This is a genomic window from Mesorhizobium sp. PL10 (genome assembly GCF_053714315.1).
On sequence record NZ_JBSKBR010000041.1, the window covers coordinates 1 to 19,736 of the forward strand.

The 19,736-nt window shown below is 58.8% G+C and carries 17 protein-coding genes; 7 read left to right on the top strand and 10 right to left on the bottom strand.

Annotated features, from left to right (window positions below):
• Positions 1 to 158 precede the first annotated feature (158 nt).
• Positions 159 to 1,223: a DUF4274 domain-containing protein gene (locus tag ACWGTO_RS30485; RefSeq protein ID WP_454578468.1), complete on the bottom strand. Its 1,065-nt coding sequence runs from the start codon at positions 1,221 to 1,223 to the stop codon at positions 159 to 161.
• A gap of 244 nt (positions 1,224 to 1,467) precedes the next feature.
• Between ACWGTO_RS30485 and ACWGTO_RS30490 the strand changes: the two genes are divergently transcribed.
• From ACWGTO_RS30490 to ACWGTO_RS30510, 5 genes are all read left to right on the top strand, one after another.
• Positions 1,468 to 3,069 (top strand): DUF1963 domain-containing protein, encoded by a 1,602-nt coding sequence (locus tag ACWGTO_RS30490; protein ID WP_454578469.1) that lies wholly within the window; start codon positions 1,468 to 1,470, stop codon positions 3,067 to 3,069.
• A gap of 607 nt (positions 3,070 to 3,676) precedes the next feature.
• Positions 3,677 to 4,573 (top strand): PD-(D/E)XK nuclease domain-containing protein, encoded by an 897-nt coding sequence (locus ACWGTO_RS30495; RefSeq protein WP_454578483.1) that lies wholly within the window; start codon positions 3,677 to 3,679, stop codon positions 4,571 to 4,573.
• A complete protein-coding gene (locus ACWGTO_RS30500; RefSeq protein WP_454578470.1) occupies positions 4,570 to 4,803 on the top strand; it encodes a hypothetical protein in 234 nt (77 codons plus the stop codon). The genes ACWGTO_RS30495 and ACWGTO_RS30500 overlap by 4 nt, the downstream gene beginning before the upstream one ends.
• Positions 4,804 to 5,202: 399 nt before the next feature.
• Positions 5,203 to 6,153, top strand: a complete 951-nt coding sequence (locus tag ACWGTO_RS30505; RefSeq protein WP_454578471.1) for a hypothetical protein — start codon at positions 5,203 to 5,205, stop codon at positions 6,151 to 6,153.
• Positions 6,154 to 6,304: 151 nt separating this feature from the next.
• The gene (locus ACWGTO_RS30510; RefSeq protein WP_454578472.1) at positions 6,305 to 7,546 is read left to right on the top strand and encodes a hypothetical protein; all 1,242 of its coding nucleotides are present in this window, start codon (positions 6,305 to 6,307) and stop codon (positions 7,544 to 7,546) included.
• Between the two features lie 15 nt (positions 7,547 to 7,561).
• Here ACWGTO_RS30510 and ACWGTO_RS30515 read toward each other — a convergent pair whose 3' ends face one another.
• Genes ACWGTO_RS30515 through ACWGTO_RS30530 form a run of 4 tightly spaced genes read right to left on the bottom strand, consistent with a single transcriptional unit; the run spans position 7,562 to position 9,623 of the window.
• On the bottom strand, positions 7,562 to 7,966 hold the full coding sequence (locus tag ACWGTO_RS30515; RefSeq protein WP_454578473.1) for a DUF6527 family protein: 405 nt from the start codon (positions 7,964 to 7,966) through the stop codon (positions 7,562 to 7,564).
• Positions 7,963 to 9,138 carry a ThiF family adenylyltransferase gene (locus tag ACWGTO_RS30520; RefSeq protein WP_454578474.1) on the bottom strand — a complete coding sequence of 392 codons (1,176 nt, stop codon included), beginning with the start codon at positions 9,136 to 9,138 and terminating at the stop codon, positions 7,963 to 7,965. The genes ACWGTO_RS30515 and ACWGTO_RS30520 overlap by 4 nt, the downstream gene beginning before the upstream one ends.
• Positions 9,113 to 9,385 carry a multiubiquitin domain-containing protein gene (locus ACWGTO_RS30525; protein ID WP_454578475.1) on the bottom strand — a complete coding sequence of 91 codons (273 nt, stop codon included), beginning with the start codon at positions 9,383 to 9,385 and terminating at the stop codon, positions 9,113 to 9,115. The genes ACWGTO_RS30520 and ACWGTO_RS30525 overlap by 26 nt, the downstream gene beginning before the upstream one ends.
• A gap of 16 nt (positions 9,386 to 9,401) precedes the next feature.
• On the bottom strand, positions 9,402 to 9,623 hold the full coding sequence (locus ACWGTO_RS30530) for a DUF2188 domain-containing protein (protein WP_454578476.1): 222 nt from the start codon (positions 9,621 to 9,623) through the stop codon (positions 9,402 to 9,404).
• 154 nt (positions 9,624 to 9,777) lie between these two features.
• Here ACWGTO_RS30530 and ACWGTO_RS30535 point away from each other — a divergent pair, with 154 nt between their 5' ends.
• Entirely contained in the window at positions 9,778 to 10,104 is a 327-nt protein-coding gene (locus ACWGTO_RS30535) for a helix-turn-helix domain-containing protein (protein ID WP_246591436.1), read from the top strand.
• The gene (locus tag ACWGTO_RS30540) at positions 10,101 to 11,009 is read left to right on the top strand and encodes an ImmA/IrrE family metallo-endopeptidase (RefSeq protein ID WP_454578477.1); all 909 of its coding nucleotides are present in this window, start codon (positions 10,101 to 10,103) and stop codon (positions 11,007 to 11,009) included. The genes ACWGTO_RS30535 and ACWGTO_RS30540 overlap by 4 nt, the downstream gene beginning before the upstream one ends.
• A 456-nt stretch (positions 11,010 to 11,465) precedes the next feature.
• Here the strand turns inward: ACWGTO_RS30540 and ACWGTO_RS30545 are convergent, their stop codons facing one another.
• The 5 genes from ACWGTO_RS30545 to ACWGTO_RS30565 form a co-directional block, all read right to left on the bottom strand.
• A complete protein-coding gene (locus tag ACWGTO_RS30545) occupies positions 11,466 to 14,603 on the bottom strand; it encodes an AAA family ATPase (protein WP_454578478.1) in 3,138 nt (1,045 codons plus the stop codon).
• Positions 14,600 to 15,283, bottom strand: coding sequence for an ABC-three component system middle component 1 (locus tag ACWGTO_RS30550; RefSeq protein WP_454578479.1), 684 nt, complete (start codon positions 15,281 to 15,283; stop codon positions 14,600 to 14,602). Before ACWGTO_RS30550 ends, ACWGTO_RS30545 begins: the two co-directional genes overlap by 4 nt.
• On the bottom strand, positions 15,280 to 17,772 hold the full coding sequence (locus ACWGTO_RS30555) for an ABC-three component system protein (protein ID WP_454578480.1): 2,493 nt from the start codon (positions 17,770 to 17,772) through the stop codon (positions 15,280 to 15,282). Before ACWGTO_RS30555 ends, ACWGTO_RS30550 begins: the two co-directional genes overlap by 4 nt.
• 496 nt (positions 17,773 to 18,268) lie before the next feature.
• The gene (locus ACWGTO_RS30560) at positions 18,269 to 18,733 is read right to left on the bottom strand and encodes a hypothetical protein (protein WP_454578481.1); all 465 of its coding nucleotides are present in this window, start codon (positions 18,731 to 18,733) and stop codon (positions 18,269 to 18,271) included.
• A gap of 154 nt (positions 18,734 to 18,887) precedes the next feature.
• The coding region (locus ACWGTO_RS30565) for a hypothetical protein (RefSeq protein WP_454578482.1) at positions 18,888 to 19,736 on the bottom strand (849 nt) is incomplete at its 5' end.

Below are 19,736 nucleotides of genomic sequence, written 5' to 3' on the forward strand. Positions count from 1 at the left end.
AGAACCGGCAACCTCACAGATCGAGACCACTCCCGAAAGGTGGTCCGGAAACACCGCTTACAGTGAATGACGCCGCTAAACACCTTGCCTTCGGACGCAAGCTGCCGGACGATCATGGGCCAAAATCATAGGCTTCATTGTAAAGAGCAAGGGCGAGATCAGTTGATCCGGAACGTTGGCATATCCAAACCTCCGAACCTGTTTTCGCGCGTAATGCGGCGTCCCAAACCGGTCGTCGGGAGGTTAGCAGGAAGTACCGCTGCCAGCTGAATGGGGGTTGGCTTGTGCCGGCCTAAAATCTCGAGGTTTTTCGACACATCGAAGTGAATGGCCGAGCGCCTATAAAAGCCTCGTTCTATCCGACCTTTGATGTCCATCATCATGTCGTAGGTCATCAAGTCTGAATGCTTCTCCGCGGCGATCGACCGGTCGCCTCCGAACTGCAAATAATTTTCTGGGCCACCATCAAAGAAAATATGCAAGGCCGTTGCCAGATCGCAGTCTTCTCGTCGGCTGATCCAGAGCAGCGGTGCAAGGCCGTAATCCCAGTTCCAACTCAGCGCGGCCATATGGCGTTGATCGGGATCGGCTCGGCGTAGCCAATCTGCATAACGCACAAATTCGGTGGCGGAGCAGTCGGTCCATGGCTGACAATGTTTCGCCCAGGTCAGGAGCATGGCGTCGTCATCGTCGGTAATCCGCTTCCAGGCATTGGCGAGCTCCCGTTGTATTCTTTCCTTCTCGGCCCTCTCCTTCCAGAACGCTCGTCGAGCATCCATGATCTTCGAATGACCCGGCTGGAAGATTGTCAATTGCTCAAGATACGATTGCGTCTCGCCATGCGCTTTCCTGAACATCAGCATGATTTCAAAGCCGTCCGCCGTGTTCCCGATGAGATATCGGACGTCAGGATGAGTGATCTCCATCGTGTTGAGTCCGAGCTTGGTGATCTCGCTTTCGGCGTCCGACCGAGCCATACCGACCGCGAAACCGTACAGATTGATGGTTTTCGGAAAGGGAGCACGGAAGTCGATCCGCTCGACGATGTTGTCGCTGGCGATCCCACTAGGATCGTTCCGTGCTTCTTGTCCATAGCTGAATTCTACGCCGAACTTTCCACCGCGCGCATGTTCGGCCCAACGCTCTTTCGGGAAGATCGCGTCGACTTGAGCCCGGTTCGTCAAGGGGCGAAATCGAACAATGCTGCTGATGTAGTCATCCACTCCGGTACTCCGACTGAAGCAAATTGCGATACGTGGTCCACAAGTCATCGGTTCTGATCAGGCATGCCGATTTATATCGGACGCCGAAGCAGTATTCCACTCGATCGCCTCAATCGCCGTAAGCTGCGCCCGGGATTGCGGGGGGATCGCGGATCGGTTGGCCCCTTGCTTGCGCAACGCCTCATATGACGGCAATAATTGGTTGCGGGACGGAGTGGCGTAGCTGACGACGGGGGGTAGCGTCATGGAAAAGCTGATGCCGCTGTTTGTGGTCGGGGCGATGCTCCTGATCTTTGGCAGCCTGGTCTACAGCGGGGCAAAAGGCATTGCCGGACTGTTTTCCGGCTCGTCTTCAAAAGAAAAAGGCAAGCTACAGCCAAGCCGTGCGCGAACCTCTGAAGCGGCCCACCCTATATCGCCCAAACCTAACTCTGCGGCAGAAAAGCTGATCGCCGAAATGCAGCAGCAGGCCAAGAACAGCGACGACCAGCGCAAGGCGGCGTTCAAAGCGCACGTGGAGCGCAAGATCCCGCCGATCTCCGTCGATGGCTGCGAGGCGATCGAACGTGGGCAAGCCGCGCGCATTGCGATCAAGCACGTCTTTCCGCCGCGTCTTCCCCAACGAAGCATGAGCTATTTTGGCGGGCTGCCAATTGTCCCCGATGAATTCGACTGGCCGACGGTTCACAATCGGAAGGGATTGCTCGAGCGCCTCAATTTCATGGCGCAAATTGACTGTTCGGATCTGCCGCCGGGACCAGGCCGCGATCTGCTGCCCGAAAAGGGCTATCTCTATTTCTTCGCGCCGATGTCCGATACGTTTGGCGCGGACGCGCTGCACTTTGTGACGCGTTATGAACCCCGTCAGGTGACACAGAAGTGGGCGCCGCTTGACATGCCCTTCACCGCCAAGATCCAGGGATCGGATCCGACGGACGAAATCTTGTGGGGCAAGCGAACTCACTATGATCGGGTCGAGGTCGAGTTTGCCTGGATCGAGGAGCCGACCGACGCCGGAGTCGCGGCGCGTGGGGACGAAGGTCATGCCTTCGAGGTCGCCGACAAAATTCGCACCGAAAGGGTCGACGCCTTCTACGGTCCGCCAGTCGCCCCTGATCCGCTGCTTTCCGCTCATCATGCGCCGAAGGACACGTTCTGGACGCCGTATCCGGGATTTCCCGCCAATTGGCATTCAGCGCGGATCGTTCGGAAGCTTGTGGAGGCATATCACCGCGAAGAGGCGGCCGATGTCACGGCCCAACTGAAAGCGCTTGGCGACGTTGCCGAGGATGATCCGGAGGCCAAGCGGCTACGGACAGTGCAGCGCGAACTGTCGGCGTTCGGTTCGAAGATGTTCAACGCATTCTTTCCGACGGTCAATGTCGGACTGAAGGATTATGACGCACCGCCTCCCGAGGTGAAGCAGCAAATCCTTGCCTTTCTGGAAGACTTGCATGTCAACGGTATGCCGTCATCCTCGGTGCGGCGGCCGCATCATCGGCAGCTTCCGCAGGTGATGAATGATTGGCTTTCAATCGCGGCCACCAAAGGCGCCGAGGGGGGACTGACAGATTCGGCCGGTGCGGCGCACATCGGTCCTGACGTCGTTGCCGCCCTGTCTCACCGCCACGTGTCCCGTTGCCATCAGATGCTTGGCAAGGGTGAAGTCGTCCAGGTCGCGGCCGACGAGATGAAGGACCGCTACCTGCTGTTGCTCCAACTTGGGCCAGATATGGCGCTCAACTGGACCGTCGGGGAGATGGGGCCGCTTCAATATTGGATTACGCCAGAGGACCTTGCGGTCAAGCGATTCCAGAACACAATTCTGACAATCGAAGCCTACTGACTGATGTTGCTTAGCGACCCTCTGGGGGCTTTGCCACCCCTTCGCGCCGTCCTCGCCGGCTACCCGCAATGGCGGGTCAACGCAGGACATCGGGTCCTGGAGATTTAACGTCCGTTATCGTTCTTCCCTGCACCGCAAGCGGACCTACTGCTCCGGCCCCAACTTAGTCATTCGCCGCAACAGATGAGGGTTCCGATGGACTAACCATCGTCGTTTGCGTCATCGCAAACCCGGGTGGAGGGAGGTTCAGTGTGAAAACCCAATTTTACACTGAGCGACATTGCCTTCGGTTTTTGAACCCGATCTGCTGACCCGAAGGCGGCGCCACTTTTCCGCAAGGGGAACGACAGCTTTGCGTCGCTTGTTGACATAGAGATGAGCTTGACAGCGCTTCGGCACGGAAACGCACTCTCAGCGTTTTCCACGGGCCAAGGCAGGCGACCTGCGGTGCGCGCCGACTTGCATCAAACCCAACGTGTCGAGAAATGCGACCGAAGCTTGAAAGCACGCGGCTTTTTGCTCACGTGTTCGCCCCAATTGTCACGTTCGCAATAGTCCGTGATACAAGTGGAAGCCGAACGGCGAGAGGGGATAATCCTTGGATAAGATGGAATGGGCTACTTGGAGTTTAGAGTACCTTGCAAAGGCGCGAAAGGCCGTCCATGACGATTTCAACGCTGCGATGGAAGAACTGCGCGGTTACCAGGTCGCTCGCAATGAGAGTTGGTACAGCAGTTGCAAGAACATCATTGCAACGCTCTATCACTTTTCCTCAGAATTTGTCGAAAGCATAGAGATCCCAAGCGAGCGTTTTGCTTCACCGGACGTATTTGAGGTCGAACTGAACAGCTATCGCGCCTGGGTGCAGGGTATGGCTGACGAACTTGATCGTGAGGATGAGAAGTATCAAATCAAACACAAGGTTGATGGTCCGCCCTTCCTGATTACTGTAGCGCGCCGCCACGTGGCGGCCGTGACCGCCGCAATAGATTATGTCGTGTCGAAAAAACCTCACGCACTCGCTGCGAACCCCGTGCTAGCCGACGTCGATCTGATCCTGGGACTCGCCCGGCGCTTCCATGAGTCTGTGCTCAGTTTGAAAAACCACCCGCACAATGGTGTCGTCCTCAGCATAAAAGACGAGTGGGATTGCCAGTACCTATTCAGGGCGATCCTTGCAGCCTACATCGCTGACGTCCGCGATGAGGAATGGAATCCTTCGGTCGCCGGATCCTCTGCGCGCTGCGAGTTCTATCTAAAAACCCTGCGCACGATGGTTGAGCTGAAATACGTGCGGAAGGCAGCCGACGCGAAAAAGATCAAAACCGAACTTGCCACGGATTTTTTGGACTACGGCAAGAATCCTCAGGTCGATCACGTCATCTGCCTTGTTTACGACCCTGGTCAGGTCCTGAAGACCCCAGCAGCGATCCAAGCCGATCTTTCGGGTTCCAAAAGTGGACTCATGCGTGTCGAGGTCATAATCTCACCCCCCAGAGATTGACCGGCGGCGGCATCGACCTCATTGCCGAGGCCAAGATGACCAAAGCCACGTTCAAGAAACAGAAGCAGGCGCCGTCGAACACCGAGATCAAGATCTATCCCAACCGCGCCCACTGGATCTGTATTCAGCCGGGCTGGGAGGAAGTCGCGGACTTCGCGCTCGACTGGGCCGTGAAGAACAGCCACTCGCCCAAGATCCGATCGATGCAGCTAGCCGCCCTGAATGGATAATCTTGATCGGCGATGACGAGCAGAGGTGCGCGACTAGGGTTGTTCCGCCAGGCCGAGCCAGGGGAGGGGGCCAGATTGTGCCGCCAACATGATCTGTGGGACCATGTGCTTGAGGGTCTGCGGCGGCTACTGATTCGATCTCGAGCCATGGCGAAATGACCCAAGAGTCACCGAGGAGCTGACACATGGGCAAAAGGCGCTGTGCGGAGACCTGCGACTGGTCACGCGGGAACACGTGGTGCCGCGCGGGCTTTATCCGGATTCGAAGGCCAACAGCCGCGTCCGGCGCATCGTCATTGGGACCTGCGCGAGGTGCAACAACGGCACCTCGGACGATGACGCGCATTTCCGCAACGTCGTCACCATTGCCGGGGACGCGAACGCGGCGGTTCCAAGGGATTGGCGGAAGCTGTCATTCTGTGCGGTCCGGCAATCCATCCAAAGAAGGTGGGGATAGCGCTGGAGTTCGGCAATCTGGCAGTGACTGTGCAGCCATTCGACCACTTCCTGGCCTTGGGCGGCGGGGGTGCCCGCCTGCCGCTGCTGCGCACCATTTCACATCGGGCGCTGCTTCGAACCCTGAATGACAAACCCCTGAAGGCCGCCAAGCTGTATGAATTCCTCGGTCAAATATGCTCCTTCCTTGGATTCATAAAGGGCACGCGGGTTGGATATGGTGAGGTCCGCAACGCCGCTTGCAACGGGTTCCGATGTCTGGGGTTTACCCGGGCCGACAGGCTGGAGGCGCCGAAAAACTGGTTTCATTGGGCGATGACCGACGACATGCCGGCGTTGTTTGCCAGCTATATGACCATCTTTCAAACCCCGGAGGCCAAACGCGACGTCGGGCGGGCTCTGGCCTACTACAAGATAGCGAACCTCTCCCGCTACGATTCGGTGGAGACGGCGGTCATCATGTCCGCAGCCGGCCTGGAAACGCTCGCAGCCTATGTTCTGGGGACACGGGGAGGGTGGAGCGCTTCGATGTTGCGGAATGTAAGTCTTGCCGAACAAATCAGGGCCTGCACCCGCCTGCTAAAAATTGAAGGAGATCCGGCTGACCAATCGGACTTGCTTCGCAAACGCTTGAAAGCCAAGAAGGGGCAGCCGGTCCGCGACGGATTCTCGTTGCTGACCGAGTTTCGCAACGGTGTCACGCATTCGACGCCCTTCAACTACGACATGGATATCTTTGATGCATGGGACGCCTCCCAATGGCTTCTTGAAGCGCAATTTTTAGCGTTGTTCAACTATCGCGGAAAATACCAGGATCGGCGCTTGCAGGCCCGATCTTACGCCGGGAACCTCGCGACCTTTCCAGTCGCGCAGGCAGGGCCAGGCGCGGCGTGAAAAAACGCTGGCCAACCGTTATCCACAGACTTTCCGTTCATCGACACGCGAATTCTGCGGGCAAAGAGCTAGTCACGCCAACTAACTGTGGCGATTCCCCAAAAGAACGCCCATCACAGTCAGATATTTGAACAGCCTAGGGCGCCGCCGCGTGCAATTTCGTATTCCGATTCATAGGGTCAAGCTTCTTGCGGGTGGTGCCGCCCGGACGGCATTGCGAACAATCAATGCCTCTGCACGACGCTTCCCTTGGAATTCGCTATGGGACGCGTCACAAGGTATTTCCGCGCTCATTATTGGCGTCTTGGCGATATGGGCGTTCTTCTTTAGCTCCCTTCCCGAGATACTGGAGAAGCAGCTTCGAACCGAAGTGGTTTCGGTCAACGAGGAGCTCATTGAAGTTCGTCGTAACAAGGCCAGGTTGGAGGACGAGCAAACCTCTTTGAAGGCCGCAAATGAAGCTTTGGTGAATCAGCGGATATCGCTGACAAGCCAAGTTACACAGCTCAACGAAGAAGCGTTAAAAGCTGGCAAGGAGGCGGAACTCACTGCCCAAGCCAACCGGACGCTGAGTGACAAACAAACCGAGCTGACAAACTCGCTGGCGCAGCTGGAACTGCAGCGATCCAGGCTGACCAAGGAGGTGGAGCAACTGCGATCCGACCGCGAGGCCTATGCCAAAGCGACGGCGACGACCGTAGCCACGAAAGTTGCGGCGATGGGCTTATATGAACTGGCGATGCAGCATTACATAGCGGAAGTCTGTTCCCGCTTTGGCGAGCATCGGAAATGGATTGAAAACAACAGGCGGTTCCTGGAGGCGAAGGCCAAATGGGAGAAACAGCCGGCCGACCAACAATACAGCGACGACAACCCGGTCTTTAAGGAATATTGGCGGTTGCAAACCCTAGCCTTCAACAAGCCAGATATCTGGCTTGGGGAGCCAACAAAACCGGTGTTGTCGCCTGGCAACGAGCAGGCCGTGATTGGAGAATTTCTGGCGACTTACTTCAACACGGAGGATTTTCAGAAACTCAACAAATACCTGCTTGGGCGGCTCTTTGACCGAACCGTGGAGGGGAGGGGAGTAAAGGCCCTTACCGGACGCGAGTTGATTGATCGGATGAAAAGCTATGAGTTCCTGGATCAATTACTGCCCGAGGAGCGCACCGCTCTCAACAACACCCTCGATCAGTTCCTCGTGTCGAACCCTGGACTGGCGGAACTCCAGATCAACGTCGTATTCGCAAAAGAGCCCAAAGGTGATGAAATCATCCGTGTTGGCCGCAAGGTGTTGCCGGACATTGAGCGCTTCCAGCAGGCCCTCAAAACATATCTTGCACAGAAGGAAATACCGTTGCCGGTGCTGCAGACTGACGTCGAAGCGCCTTAGGCAAGAACGTTATGCCTAGCAGAGGCCGACCAGGCCGCGCAGTCCTTTCCAGAGCCTGACCCACCAGCGGGATTCTCGGTTCAGCTCGCGGTAATGGGCCTCGCGCCGGCCATGGTCAGACTTAAGCGCTGCCACGGTCTGGGCGGCACTCATGGGCCGCAACCGGTCGACCCGCCCGTCGGTGATGAAATAGTGCGAGTTGCAAGGCAGCTGCCCGCTGCCGATCGAAGGCCGAACGGTTGGTTTGCCATTGCGTTCTGTGACCTTCCAGCCAGCCGGGCCGAGCGAGACCGGCACCTTTCTGCCGCAGCCGCATGCGCAAAGGTGCATCGCGATCTTGTATTCGTCGGAGACATACAGCACGCCAGGCTCCAGCGTCGCCGGCACATAATGGACCTTGGCCAAGCGGAAGTCAGTCACGCGTCAGACTCCACAAAGAGGCGGGGCAGGGCGGTGTTCATCAGAAGGTTGTAGGCCGGCAGCGCCTGGGCGTAAAATCCGCCATGTTGCTTGTAGGCGAGCATGGCGATGCTGGCGTTCATGGCGTTGAGTTCAGCGATCTGGATGTTGGCCCGGTATTCGTGGCCGGGCGGATCACTCAGCGGCACTAATTGCTTGGCCCGCACCCCTTCAGCATTCTCGGGTTTCAGGACGGTCGTACGGATCATGCCGGCGAGCGCGCCGTTCTGGCGCACGAGGCCCATCCCGACATCGATGAACGGAATCCCCAGGCGGATCAGGAGGTCGAAGATTTCCGCACGGGCCGTACCGCTGTCAACACAGACGAAGGCGAAGGTCACGCCGGCGAAATCAGCTTCACAATTGCTGTCGATAGCCTTGGCTTCGAGATGCAGACCCTTGCGGAAGTTCTGGTAGCGATTCTGATAAACTTCAGCCTTCGGCTTGCCGAGTTCGTCGGCAGACAGCTGCCCGGGCGAGCGGAAGGCGTTGTGAACATGGAAAGGCTTGGGGTCATAGCCTCTGATCTCGAGGACATTGGTCTTGACGAGATAATCCAGAACATAGGCGCCGGTGCCGCCCAGGCCGATAACCGCGACGATCTCGCTGGCGAATTTGGCAGCGAGGTCGCCGATCAGGGCCCGGCTCGTCAGCGTGTCGCGGAAATGGAAGACGCTTTCGGGCCCGGCGTCGTCATCGACGTTGAAGGTGAAAGGGTCGGCCTCCGGATAGCGGTGGCGGGCGGGTCCCGAGACGATCGACAGGTAGTGCTCGATCTTGGTGAAGAAATCCGGGAGACCCCCGGGGGGCTTGTTGGAAAACGACCGCTGCACGACGACGTCGGTCTTCGCCAGCGTCACGTTGGCGGCACCGCCGCCGAGGGACGGAATCGGGTTGCCATCGAGGCCATAAGGCACGCCACCGGCGAAGAAGACCTGGTGGTCGACAGGCTCGACCCGCTTGCCGTCAATGTCCTTGAGCACGGTCACAATCGCGCCCCAACATAGGTTTCCTCCGGCGTCGAGGTACGGGATGTCCCTGACAACAAGGTAATTGCTGTCGAACCGGAGCGCGAAGCCCCGGTCGATCAGCTTTTGGATGTCGGGATTATGACTCGCTAGTTGGAATAACATGGAAGTCCATCCCGTCCTTGGCCTTGACCGAGCCGCCGGGGGACAACGTGCCCTCCTTGGGCTTGTCGCCGCGGGTGTAGGTCACCGAGTAGACCGTCTGCGGATGCTGCGGGTAGGTGGGATCGAAGTAGGCCACCACATCCGCGTAGGTCAGATCGTCCTTCTTCGGCACTTGATGCGGGGTGCCGTTCACCACGATGGTGATGGTCTTGTCGTGACCACCGTTCTGGTCGTCGTTGTCAGTCATTCTATGTGTCCTTCTGTTAGCCCTTGGGAGGGTAGGGGTCGTTGCCGTACGAGTTGGAGTCGCGGATCTGCCCATTGGGCCGATGGATCACCACCTCGCTATGCTGCTTGATGGCAATGTCTCGTGCCGATGCGATGGCATCGGCCTGGGTCGGGTGCAGCGAACTCGCCCGGCTGTTGCCGGCGCCGAGCACCGCCCACTTACCGTCGCGAGGTACCACATGCTGATTTCTGCTCATGAAAAGCTCCGTTAAGGTTGGTTTGCTACAAAGTCATACAACTATATCTTACGGAGAGGCTTGCGTCAATAGACTTGGTATGATGTTGTAGTGCCTGATCAGACGGCGTGCCGCGAAAGCGAGGGCGCCGAACGTGGTCCCGGAGAAAGACTGAATGGTAGAACTGGCCGTCAAACTGAAGCAGCTGCGCGTGCGCAGCGGGAAATCGCTGCAGGAGGTCGCCGACGCGGTCGGCGCCTCGAAGGCGCATATATGGGACCTGGAGCGCGGCGCTAGCAAGAACCCGTCCCTGGGCCTGCTGAAGGGCCTTGCCGACTATTACAAGATTGGCGTTGCCGAATTGGTGGGTGAAGATCCGACGGCTGCGGAGGAAGAGCCTGATCTGATTGCCCTCTATCGCAACCTCAGCGAACTGGAACCGGAGGACCGTCAAACCATCGCACTGATTGCTGAGCGGCTGAAGGCCAGCCGCAAACCATGAACATCACCCGGATGGACCTGGCCGACGCGGGCAGTCCCGAACGCCTCGTTCTCGAGATCCTCAAGCTTGAGCCTCAACTGCCGATCCCGGTGCCGGTCGAAGAGCTATGCCTGAGGCTGGACATCCACGAAATCTTGCCGCTGACCACGAAAGGCTTCGAAGGCGGGCTGATCACCACGCCGGACAAGTTCAAGGGCACGATCCTTTTCAACGCGGCAAGCCCGCGGGAGCGGCGCCGCTTCACGATCGCTCACGAGCTCGGACATTTCCTGATGCCGTCGCATGTGCCGTCAGCCGAAGGGCAATTTCTGTGCAAGTTGCAGGATATGCGGGAGCTGAGGGGCGGCGAGTCGGACCGGCGCCTGAAAATGGAAGTCGAGGCCAATCGCTTTGCCTCGCAGCTCCTTCTGCCGCCCCCGAAATTCCGGGCCGATGTGGCGGTCGGCAAGGATCCCAACATCCGTCAGATGTCGGCCATCGCCAGAAAGTACGACGTCAGCAAAGAAGCCACCGCCCGCGCCTATGTGCACTTCCGCGAGGAGCCAGTCGCCGTAGTGGTGACACACAACGGCAAGGTGCTGCGCGATTATCATGACGCGCTCAAATTTCCCAAGCTGGCGATCCCTGCCGGGGCGATGGTCCCCGCGTACTCTCTCCTGCGCCGCCGGACCCATGAACAGGGCGTGGCCAGCGACATTGACGAGACCGACGCCGGCGTGTGGCTCCATGTGGAAAGGGGACGCCAGCCGGCGCCTCTCTATGAACAGGTCCTTCTGCAAAACGACGGCTACGCGCTGATCATGCTGTCCCGCGACGTGGCCTCGGGCGCCGACGAGGAGGAAGACGAAGAGGGAGAAATGACCTCGGCACAACGCCTCAAACGCCGCCTGAATCGCGACTGGTAGGCCAGCAGGCTACTCGTAGCGGCACGCAACGGCCGGTCTAGATCCTCTACCTCAACCGCTCGCGCCCATCCCGCGCAGCGGGTTCGTTCTTCGGCCCAAACCCAGTCATTCGCTGCGCAGTAGAGATGGTTTTGTTAGATTACCGTCATTCGTTTGGTGCCATCGCAAACCCGGGTAGAGGGAGATTCAGTGTGAAATACCCATTTCACACTGACGGCGGCCCCGAGATTTAGCAGGCAACGACTGTGGCTGGCATGTGATAAATCTTGCTAAGGCTGAACGGCAGCTATGCGCCTCATACTGGCCACTGTTCGCGTTGACACGACTCCCGAAAGCCGACGTCGACCTAGCCGGGACGTTGATGCTTTGTGGCGCCGACGAACTGCTGACCAGCTACTTCAAACGGTGCGCCTGCTGGTTAGCGCCTTGCGCGCTAGCCGGCGGGCGCCAAGTCGATTAGGCCGAAGTGGCCATGGCGGTGCCGGTGCTAGCGCTGAGTATCCGACGAGCTGGAACGTTAAACGATGGCGGGTCGTAGACCACACCGCTCTCCGAGGGAGCGGTCAGCACTACAGTTGTGCAGGCAAGACCGGCTGCGTCGAATTTGCGAGCGATGAAATCGCTTTCGGCGCGGTCGTGGCTCGACATGACGAGCTGATAGCCCTCGAGCTCGACAAGGTTGCGCATAACATCGACAAAGGCGGCGGTATGGATGATGTCATTGTGTTGCAGCGGATCGTCGAGCAGCAACGCGCGCCAGCGCGACCAACGATAGGCAGTGCTAGCCGCGCACAGGATGCTGAAACCATTGGCGGCGAGTTGTCCCTCACTGAGGACGACCTGTGGTGGCACTTTGCGATCGCTAAGCAGCGAATTTTCGATTTGGTCGCCATACTCGAGTTGCATCTCGAAGTCGGTGCGATCGATGCGCTTGTTCGCTTTGAACTGCACCGAGGCGCCCGGCGTGGATAGCATGGCTGCGTTGAATTCAAGAATGCGTTCATTGAGCGGCTGCAGCACTTCACGATTGTATTCCTCGGCACGCTCGCCCAGCTTGACCGTGTACTTGTTGATCGCATCCTGAGCATCCTGAGACAGCTTCAATGCAGCCCGCGCAGATGGCAGCTTGGCTTGCAGCGTCTTGAGGTATGCGTCCGGGTCCTTGACCCCGGCGTCGCCGCCGGCCGCGCGCATCTGCGCGGTAACAATCGCCACCTCCTCGGCAAGAAGTAGGTCCTGGTTAACGTCCGAGAGTTCCTTGAGATTGTTGCTGAGGAGCGCTAGGTCGGTTGACGCCTTATTGGCCGTGGTCTGCGCTGCTTCCAGTGCGGCACGATTCGGCGTGCCTGTCAGTCCCAGCGCGGTCCATTGCTTAATCAGCTCCTGGGTCATCTGTGCAGCATTCTTCTGCACCTGCTCCGCTGCCGCCAGCTCCGTTTCACGAGCGCCCAGTTGCTCTTCCAGCGGCTTTAGAGCTGCACGGGATGCCGCAGACTCGCCTTCGAGCTCGCCGAGTTGCTTACGGGCAGTCTCGAGTTCACTGCGACGCGTGGTGAGGAGTTGACCGATTTCAGCGATGGTGGGCGTTGGGATGCCTCGCGCCGCGATACGCTCGACCAAGTCGCGTTCCTCGGCGACAAGGCTGTTGAGACGCGTCGCCGCCGCCTCCACACGCGAGGCAAGTTGATCGATTTCGACGGCGGTGGTTGCTCGGCGTTGGTCCGCTGCGAGGGCCACTGGCTGCAGCGCCGCCAGCCTTGCCAGGGCATCGGCAAGCTGCATTTGGGAGGCGTTGTCGCGAGACGCCGCAAGGCCGGAGAGGTCGTCGCTCTCACCACCGTTCAGAGACTGCACCAGTGCCGTGGCCTGATCGGCCGCTGCTTGCCGGGCTCGGCTAGCATCAAGTTGCAGCGAGGCCGGTCGAGCAAGGAGGGGCGCAAGGTCTCCTATGCGCAGCTTCACGGCTGCGATTTGTCCAGCCAGGTCCTCGATCCGTCTGCTGATCTCAGTCACGTGGACGTTGCCCGAGCGGGCCGCCTCGGCAGCAAGGAGCTTGAGTTCGCCGGCGGGATAGTTCGCCTGACAGACTGGGCACGATTCGTCATCATCATGGATGTGGCTTGAAATGGATGCAACGGCAACGGCGATAGCGCTGGCATGACGCTCAGCTTCCGCCAGCTCTGCCTTTTGCGCTTCGAGGGAGGTAGAAAGTTGATCGAGCCGGCTGATGGCATCGTCATGTTCGCCTTTGACTGCAGCAGCCGCAGACACGGATTCGTCGAGATCAGCCTGCAAGGCGCTCGCATACGCCGTGAGGTCGGCGAGATGGTTCGACGCCTCGAGATCCGCGCGAGTTTGCGTCGCAACACCCTGCAGGCGAGCTACCTCTGCAGCGAGCGTCGCGTGTGTGAAGACAATTCCTTCGGCTTCGCTCAAGAGACGCCGCTGTCCTTCAAGTGCTGCGTTTTTCGCGGCAAGCTCGGCGCGAACTGCCTCGATCATCGGCGTCAGTTCGCCTTGCTGAATGAGGTCGGTCCTCGCCCCCTCGAGTCGGCTGATCTCCGCTCCGGTACTCGCGGCTACTTCCGATTGCGCGGTCACTGCGTCATTGGATGTGGTCACCTTCGCCTGCGCATCGGCACACACCTTCCGTGCGATGTCCAATTGCTGTCGGGCACGAACGAGGTTGGGATGCTCTTCGTTAGCCAGCCCGGTCTCGGATTCATAGCGCTCGATCAGAGCGGGCGCGCCCGTTAGTCTCGCGACTCGCTCGTTTGCTTGCTTCGATGTGGTTGCGAGTAATGTCGCAAGCCGCGCGAGAAGCTGGCCGGTTGCCTCCCCCGAAACGTCGACAGGTTTAAGGTCAGCGATGCGTGCAATTTCGGCTTGAATCACCGCTGAACGTGAGCGAACGTCCTCTTCGGTTAGGCCGCCGCCGGCCCGAACCGCGGTTTGCAAGCGCTCGAGCCGAGCACGCCAGCCCTGCCAATTTGCAATTTCCCTCTCGATATCCGCGATCAATGCATGGTCAGCCTTGATGCGACTGTTGAAAGCATAGGTCGTGGTCCTGCCACGCAGGCGGGTGCGGATCATTTCAAGCCGGTCGACGCCGCTCGGACCTTTTAGAGCCGCCCACTGGTCGTCCGCCTCTCGGCTGGTGAAGCGCTGCCGCTCGGCCTGGCCCAGGAAGTGTGTCATGGCCAGATGCGTGCCCAAATCGGTGATCTCGCCACGGCCCGGGCGAGCGAGGAGCTCTGCCACCTTGGCGGGCGATGGTGCTTCGCTGGCGCTGCGTCTTACCGACACACCCTCAGAAAATAAAAGCGCTACGGCATGGCTGTCGGTCGTGGCGCCGTAGCGAGTGAGATAGTCCTTTTCTGGAATGACTGTCTTGCCCTGGCGCGATACGTAAGGTGTGAAGCGGCGGATCTTGCCAGTGAGCGCCCACTCGATGGCATCAAAGAAGCTGCTCTTTCCTAACCCATTAGTGCCCGTGAGCAACAGTAGTCCTGGAGCCGCGGGCACTTCGACACCGAACTCGCCAAAAGTACGGAAGTTCTCGATATGGATGCTGGAAAGGTAAACCTCTTTCATGACGTTTGCCTCCGCTCCCAAGCCCGGACGAGAAGCTCTACGATCTCGTCGGGCGTACGCCCATCGCTTTCGAGCGCGATGCTATCGAATTCCTCTGCCGTGCTGCGTGGCAGGCCGGCGGGGGTTGGCTCGTCGAGATCGAGCGACTGATCATCGCGCAGGTTATCGTCGTCCTCACGCCATGGCCGGGCAAGAAAGGTACGTCGAATGAAATCCTCGAAACTGTCCTCATCTCGCGCGTCGTCGCGTGGACGCAGCCAGGCGAGTTTACGCGCCACGCGGTCGTCTCGCTCGAGGAAAAGCCCCAGCGACTTCCATTTTCGCTCCCATTCCGACCCGCGTGGACCGACCAGGAACAACTGCAGGTCGAGGCTCTCGTTTGGGCTGAGGAACGAGCGCGCTACGACGCACTGATTGCGATACCGGCGGAGTGTTTCCCTAACGCCCGGCAGCGTGGGCGTGTCGGGAAGCGTACCAAAGATGACAGTATAGCGCCCAATCCTCAGTGCGTGCGCCTCGGCTGGAAGTTCTCCTGCATCCAGCGTTGTTGCCGTGCTACTGCCGCCATTGAAACTGCGTCCGGCGAGCCGGGGCTGTTCGCTCAATGGCAAGTTGAGGGCTTCGGCGCTCTTGCTCACCCGCAGCACGAAGTCCTCAAGCGGTGCCAAACTCTCGCTCATACTGCCTCTTCCTTTTCCTCGATGGCATCGAGCAACGGCGCGGTGTGCCGGCGCTCTACGTCTTCGAGCAGCCGTCTCAATGCGCCGACTCCACCGGCGAGTGCATCGATCAGTTCCCGACTAATCCACATCATCATCGGGCCGGATCCGGCGGAGTCGGCGAGCGATGGTTGACCGACCTCGACACTCGCAAATGGCTCTTCAGCCTTCCTTGCCAGGTCAAGGCTGCCTTCGAGGGCGAGCAACACGAAGCTGGTCTTCCAGTCATGTGTGTCCGCGCAAAGGCGCGGGCGTCTGCCGAGAATCCGATCCGGGGCGCAGCCATGCCCGGTGCGAGCATCATCGGCGAGCTGGCGCAGCAGATTCCCGGGCCGAACGCCTCGCGGGGAAGTCTGTCCCCATACCGCTGCGACCGCAAGTGACAGTGCGGTCCCGCTGATGATCGGCTTGAGCTTATTGCGCCCCACCAGCACTTGCACTGCATCGCCATCGTCGTCCGTTGCGCTGGCGACGAGCCGCAGGAACCGGCCAAGCAGCGCGGGATCGTCAGTGAAAGCCTCACGCCATGCGGTCCAAGTCTGACTCATGAGCTTTCTGAGTTCGGGGTGAATCTCTAGGTCAATGAAGGCCCCGGGATCGTCACCGCTCAAAAAGAAGCTTGTCAAATGCTCGTCGATCTGCGCCAGCATCCAGGTGTCGAGCGCACGGTGAACGATAGTTGCGAGCCTGGGTCCGCCGGTCGCAACCCTGACCCGGGCGCCGCCGCCGGGATCGTTGCCCACCAATTTCGGCACAAGAATGCCGCCGCCATACAATGAGAGTGCGGTCAACTGCCGCCACGGCTCCAACCAATCGATAGGCATCGCGTGCACCGTAGCCTGCGGCGCGTGAACCGCTACGCGGAGCATTGCTCCTGCGATGCTGCCGAGTTCCGTCGGGCCTTGCGCCAGCGTCACATCGAACGCACTGCCATCGTTCCAGGCCTCGGCGATCCGATCCGGGCCACGATCGCCGGCCCACCTGACCTCATCGCCGACAGCGCGAAGGTGAACAGTCATCGGCATCGCCGCCTGAGCCAGCGCGATACGGCGCCGTGATCCCGCGACGTGGGCGTTGCGAGCCAGTGTTCGAAAATATTCCTGCGCGTCGTTCGACAGAGCCGGGACCAGCGTAGCTTCGCCGAGGCGCTCGAGCCATTGCTTGTGCTGGTCCTCATAGCCCTCGAGAATATCCGAGAAAGGCGCTCGAACACTTTCTCGATCGGTGCCTCGGCGAACGATGACCTCGTCGGCCGTTACCAGGACGCCCTCGCAATCGAGCTGATACGGCGGATCGTCAGGACCCGGTGCGTAGCCCTCAACACGCGAGAACTTCTTACAGATGATGTGTTCGAAGCGGTGTCCTTCAACGGTTTCGCAAGCTCTGATCGTCGCCAGTGCGGCCAGACGGTTGAGGATCGAGGAGCCGAGAGTAAAGACAGTTTCATCTTTGGTCTGGAGTGTCATCTGCACGCCGGGTCGGAGCTGCCGACCGATCTGAGCGACTAGACCGTTGCGCTCGATGAGGGGAACAATGCGATCGGCGTAAAACTCAAATAGGTTGTATGCAATTCCATTCGTCCTGGCGCTACGCGCGTCCTTTTCGATCGCCATCAGTTCTGTCTCGACGGGCTTCATGTTCGGATAGCTTGTCACAGTCTTTATCATCGCGGCATGATCGAAATCTCTGGACGCGGCTGCAACGAAATCGATAAGACCGCCATCGCCGCTGCCGCTGACGAAATAGTGCGGACTGGCCCGACCACGAAATTCCGCGCCAGGGACGCCAGCATTGTCCCAATAGCTCTTGTCGCCGATTCCTTGAACTGTCTCGGATGCTTCAAGGCCAAACCCGAAGGCTACAATGACTATCTGGAAAGCCTCGCTGTGTGCACAACCCGTCGCCCTGTCGAAAACGGTGAGTTCGTAACCGCCGGCGTCTAGTTGGCGTGCTCCGGTCACCCGATGGCGCTTGAGCACGGTTAGATTGTCGCGACGTGCCGCGATGTCATTGAATTGCCCTACCACGTCTTCCCGTACGTCGCGCGATGGCCCCGATTCCCAATCGAGGATTGGCAGTTCGGCGATGGGATCGTCTGCGCCACTACGCGGCCAGTTATAGATGTGAGGATCGAGCTTGCGACGATCGGTACCCATCTGAAGCTTCAGCAAATCGCTCGCAGCTTCGAACAGGACCACCCCGGCGTCCGAGGCAAGGGCACTTGCTGCAGCGGCGGCAAGCCCGGCCGCACCACCCCCGATCACCGCGATGCGCGGTGCCTCACGCAGATAATCCTGCTCTGCCAGAGCATGGATCAACGCAAGAGCTCGGACCTGCTGCGAGTAGAAGGTGATTCGCTGGTCGTAGCAGCCCAGCACGTAAAGGCCTTTGCGTCCTTTGACCGACGCGCCCTCGATTACGTCAATAGGGCGCAAGGCCGGATCAGGCAAAGACAGCTCCTCTCAATATTTCGGCTTCTGGCGGTCATCGATGTAAGTGCCCCCGGTAAACAAGGAAAGACGCCAAACGTCACGGCGGTCATTTGCCCCTGCAAAGAAGTAACCCACTTGATCATGGTTGAACATGCCTTCGGTTCAGCGACGTCTAGGATTGCGCGAACCATCGAGCAGCTGAAACGCCATATTAGCTTCAGCCACAACGACCTATCGGTGCCCAGAGGATTCCGACAACGGATTACTTCATCGGCTTATGGAGAATTACAGAAACATGACTTGGCATGGTATTTCCGGCACTAAAGGTCGGGAATGTTGACCCAAGCTGCGCTGAGCGGCTGCGATGTTTTCTTATTGACCAGAAGCTACCGATCAGCAATCGGCCCCACTTCTTGACCGCTGCTAACTTAGCAAACCGCGATCTGTCTAGCTGGGTGGCAAGCGGGAGCTAGGTCAACCTGAAACATCGCCTCCGGTCGTGGGATCGGTGTCGCTAACATCGTGGCAATACCACGTTGATGTTGAACCCCCAGTTAGCGAAGAAGCGACCCGTGCTGGTGATTTTGACAGCCTTATCAGTCCGGTTCAACTGGAGTCCATCGAGTTCTACCAGTTGCACCTGTAATGCGACAAAATCTGCCGCCGAGACACGCCCGTGATTGCCCATCGCGCGACCAAATGTATCCGCGATTACGACCATGACATCATCGTTGCAGAGTCGCGTCTCTCCATATTCATCGGCGATCGAGCAGCAGAGGTAGTAGACTTCTTCCCACCCGCCATCGGCGTAACCGAGCATATCGTGATTCTTGAATTCATTCGTCAATTGGTTGAAGTATTTTACAAAAGAGATTAGCACTTCTTTCTGTGGATAGCTGCGCTTAAATTTTTTAGCGAGCCAGTCGATCAAGGCGCTCTTATCGGTGATATCCGAACGTTTCCGAGCGATAGTCGGCATGGTTGTCTCCAATTTTGTTTGAGGTCTAAAGATCAGGCTTCGACCTAATCGTAAGACGATCATCAGCAACGGCTGGCGGATGATGGGGGCGATCGCCCCGATCCTGTCCGGTCGTCTCAGATGATCCTAAATCCTTTACGGTGGGGAGCTTTCATCAGGGGTCGCGGGTGTCACGGAGGTTATGAGCTACCGTCGCTAGGTTTGACCTGAGTGCAGCCGGATCAACTAGCAGCAGTCGCGGTCGCTTTCGCTTTCCATCAATCACAAGTACGATCGGCAGCTGTGTTCCCTGAAGGCCGCCTGGCCCGCCGAAAACCAAGTGGGTTCGCTTGAGCCATGACAGGACTGCCGATGCGTGCTCAGGGCCCAGACTACGTTCCAACCCCCCTTTCAGCAGTCCCAGCACCGGCTTTCCCTTGTATGGCGCCTCAACGCCGATCAACCGCGAGGCATCAGGAACGACAACCTCGTTCGATTTAGCCTTGATAATGCAACCCTTCGCTCCGAGCAGCCTTTGAAACTCCACCAGAGGATCTGTCCGATCTGGCCGGGGGTTATGGCTACGCCAGCGCGCAAACAGCCGCCGCATCACGTTAAGTGGACGTGCAGTTGGCCAGGTGAGAATGTTCGCCTCTACCGCCAGCGCCCCGGCAGCGTAAAGCAATCCGAATTTTCGGGCCGCGCGCTTTTCCAGGTTGCTTCTCGGTCCGACCTTGGACACGAACTCGTCGATCAGGCGACGCACGCTTGCTCTTGGGTTCTCCTTCATCAAAAAGAGCAGCCAGCTACGAAACGGACCGCCGTAGACTTTATCAAGCGCGTCCTCAAGTTCTTCAATGAGACTCGCGCCGTTGGCGTGATTGAAGATGCCCCCGCGCTCAGCGGATGGCACCGCGATATCAATGAAGCGTACAATTTCTTGCGCTTCCCAGGACAGTCCGCAATGTGGCGCGACAATTCTGATGAGAAGCGCGCGACAATCTGGATGAGAATCTGGTGTCGC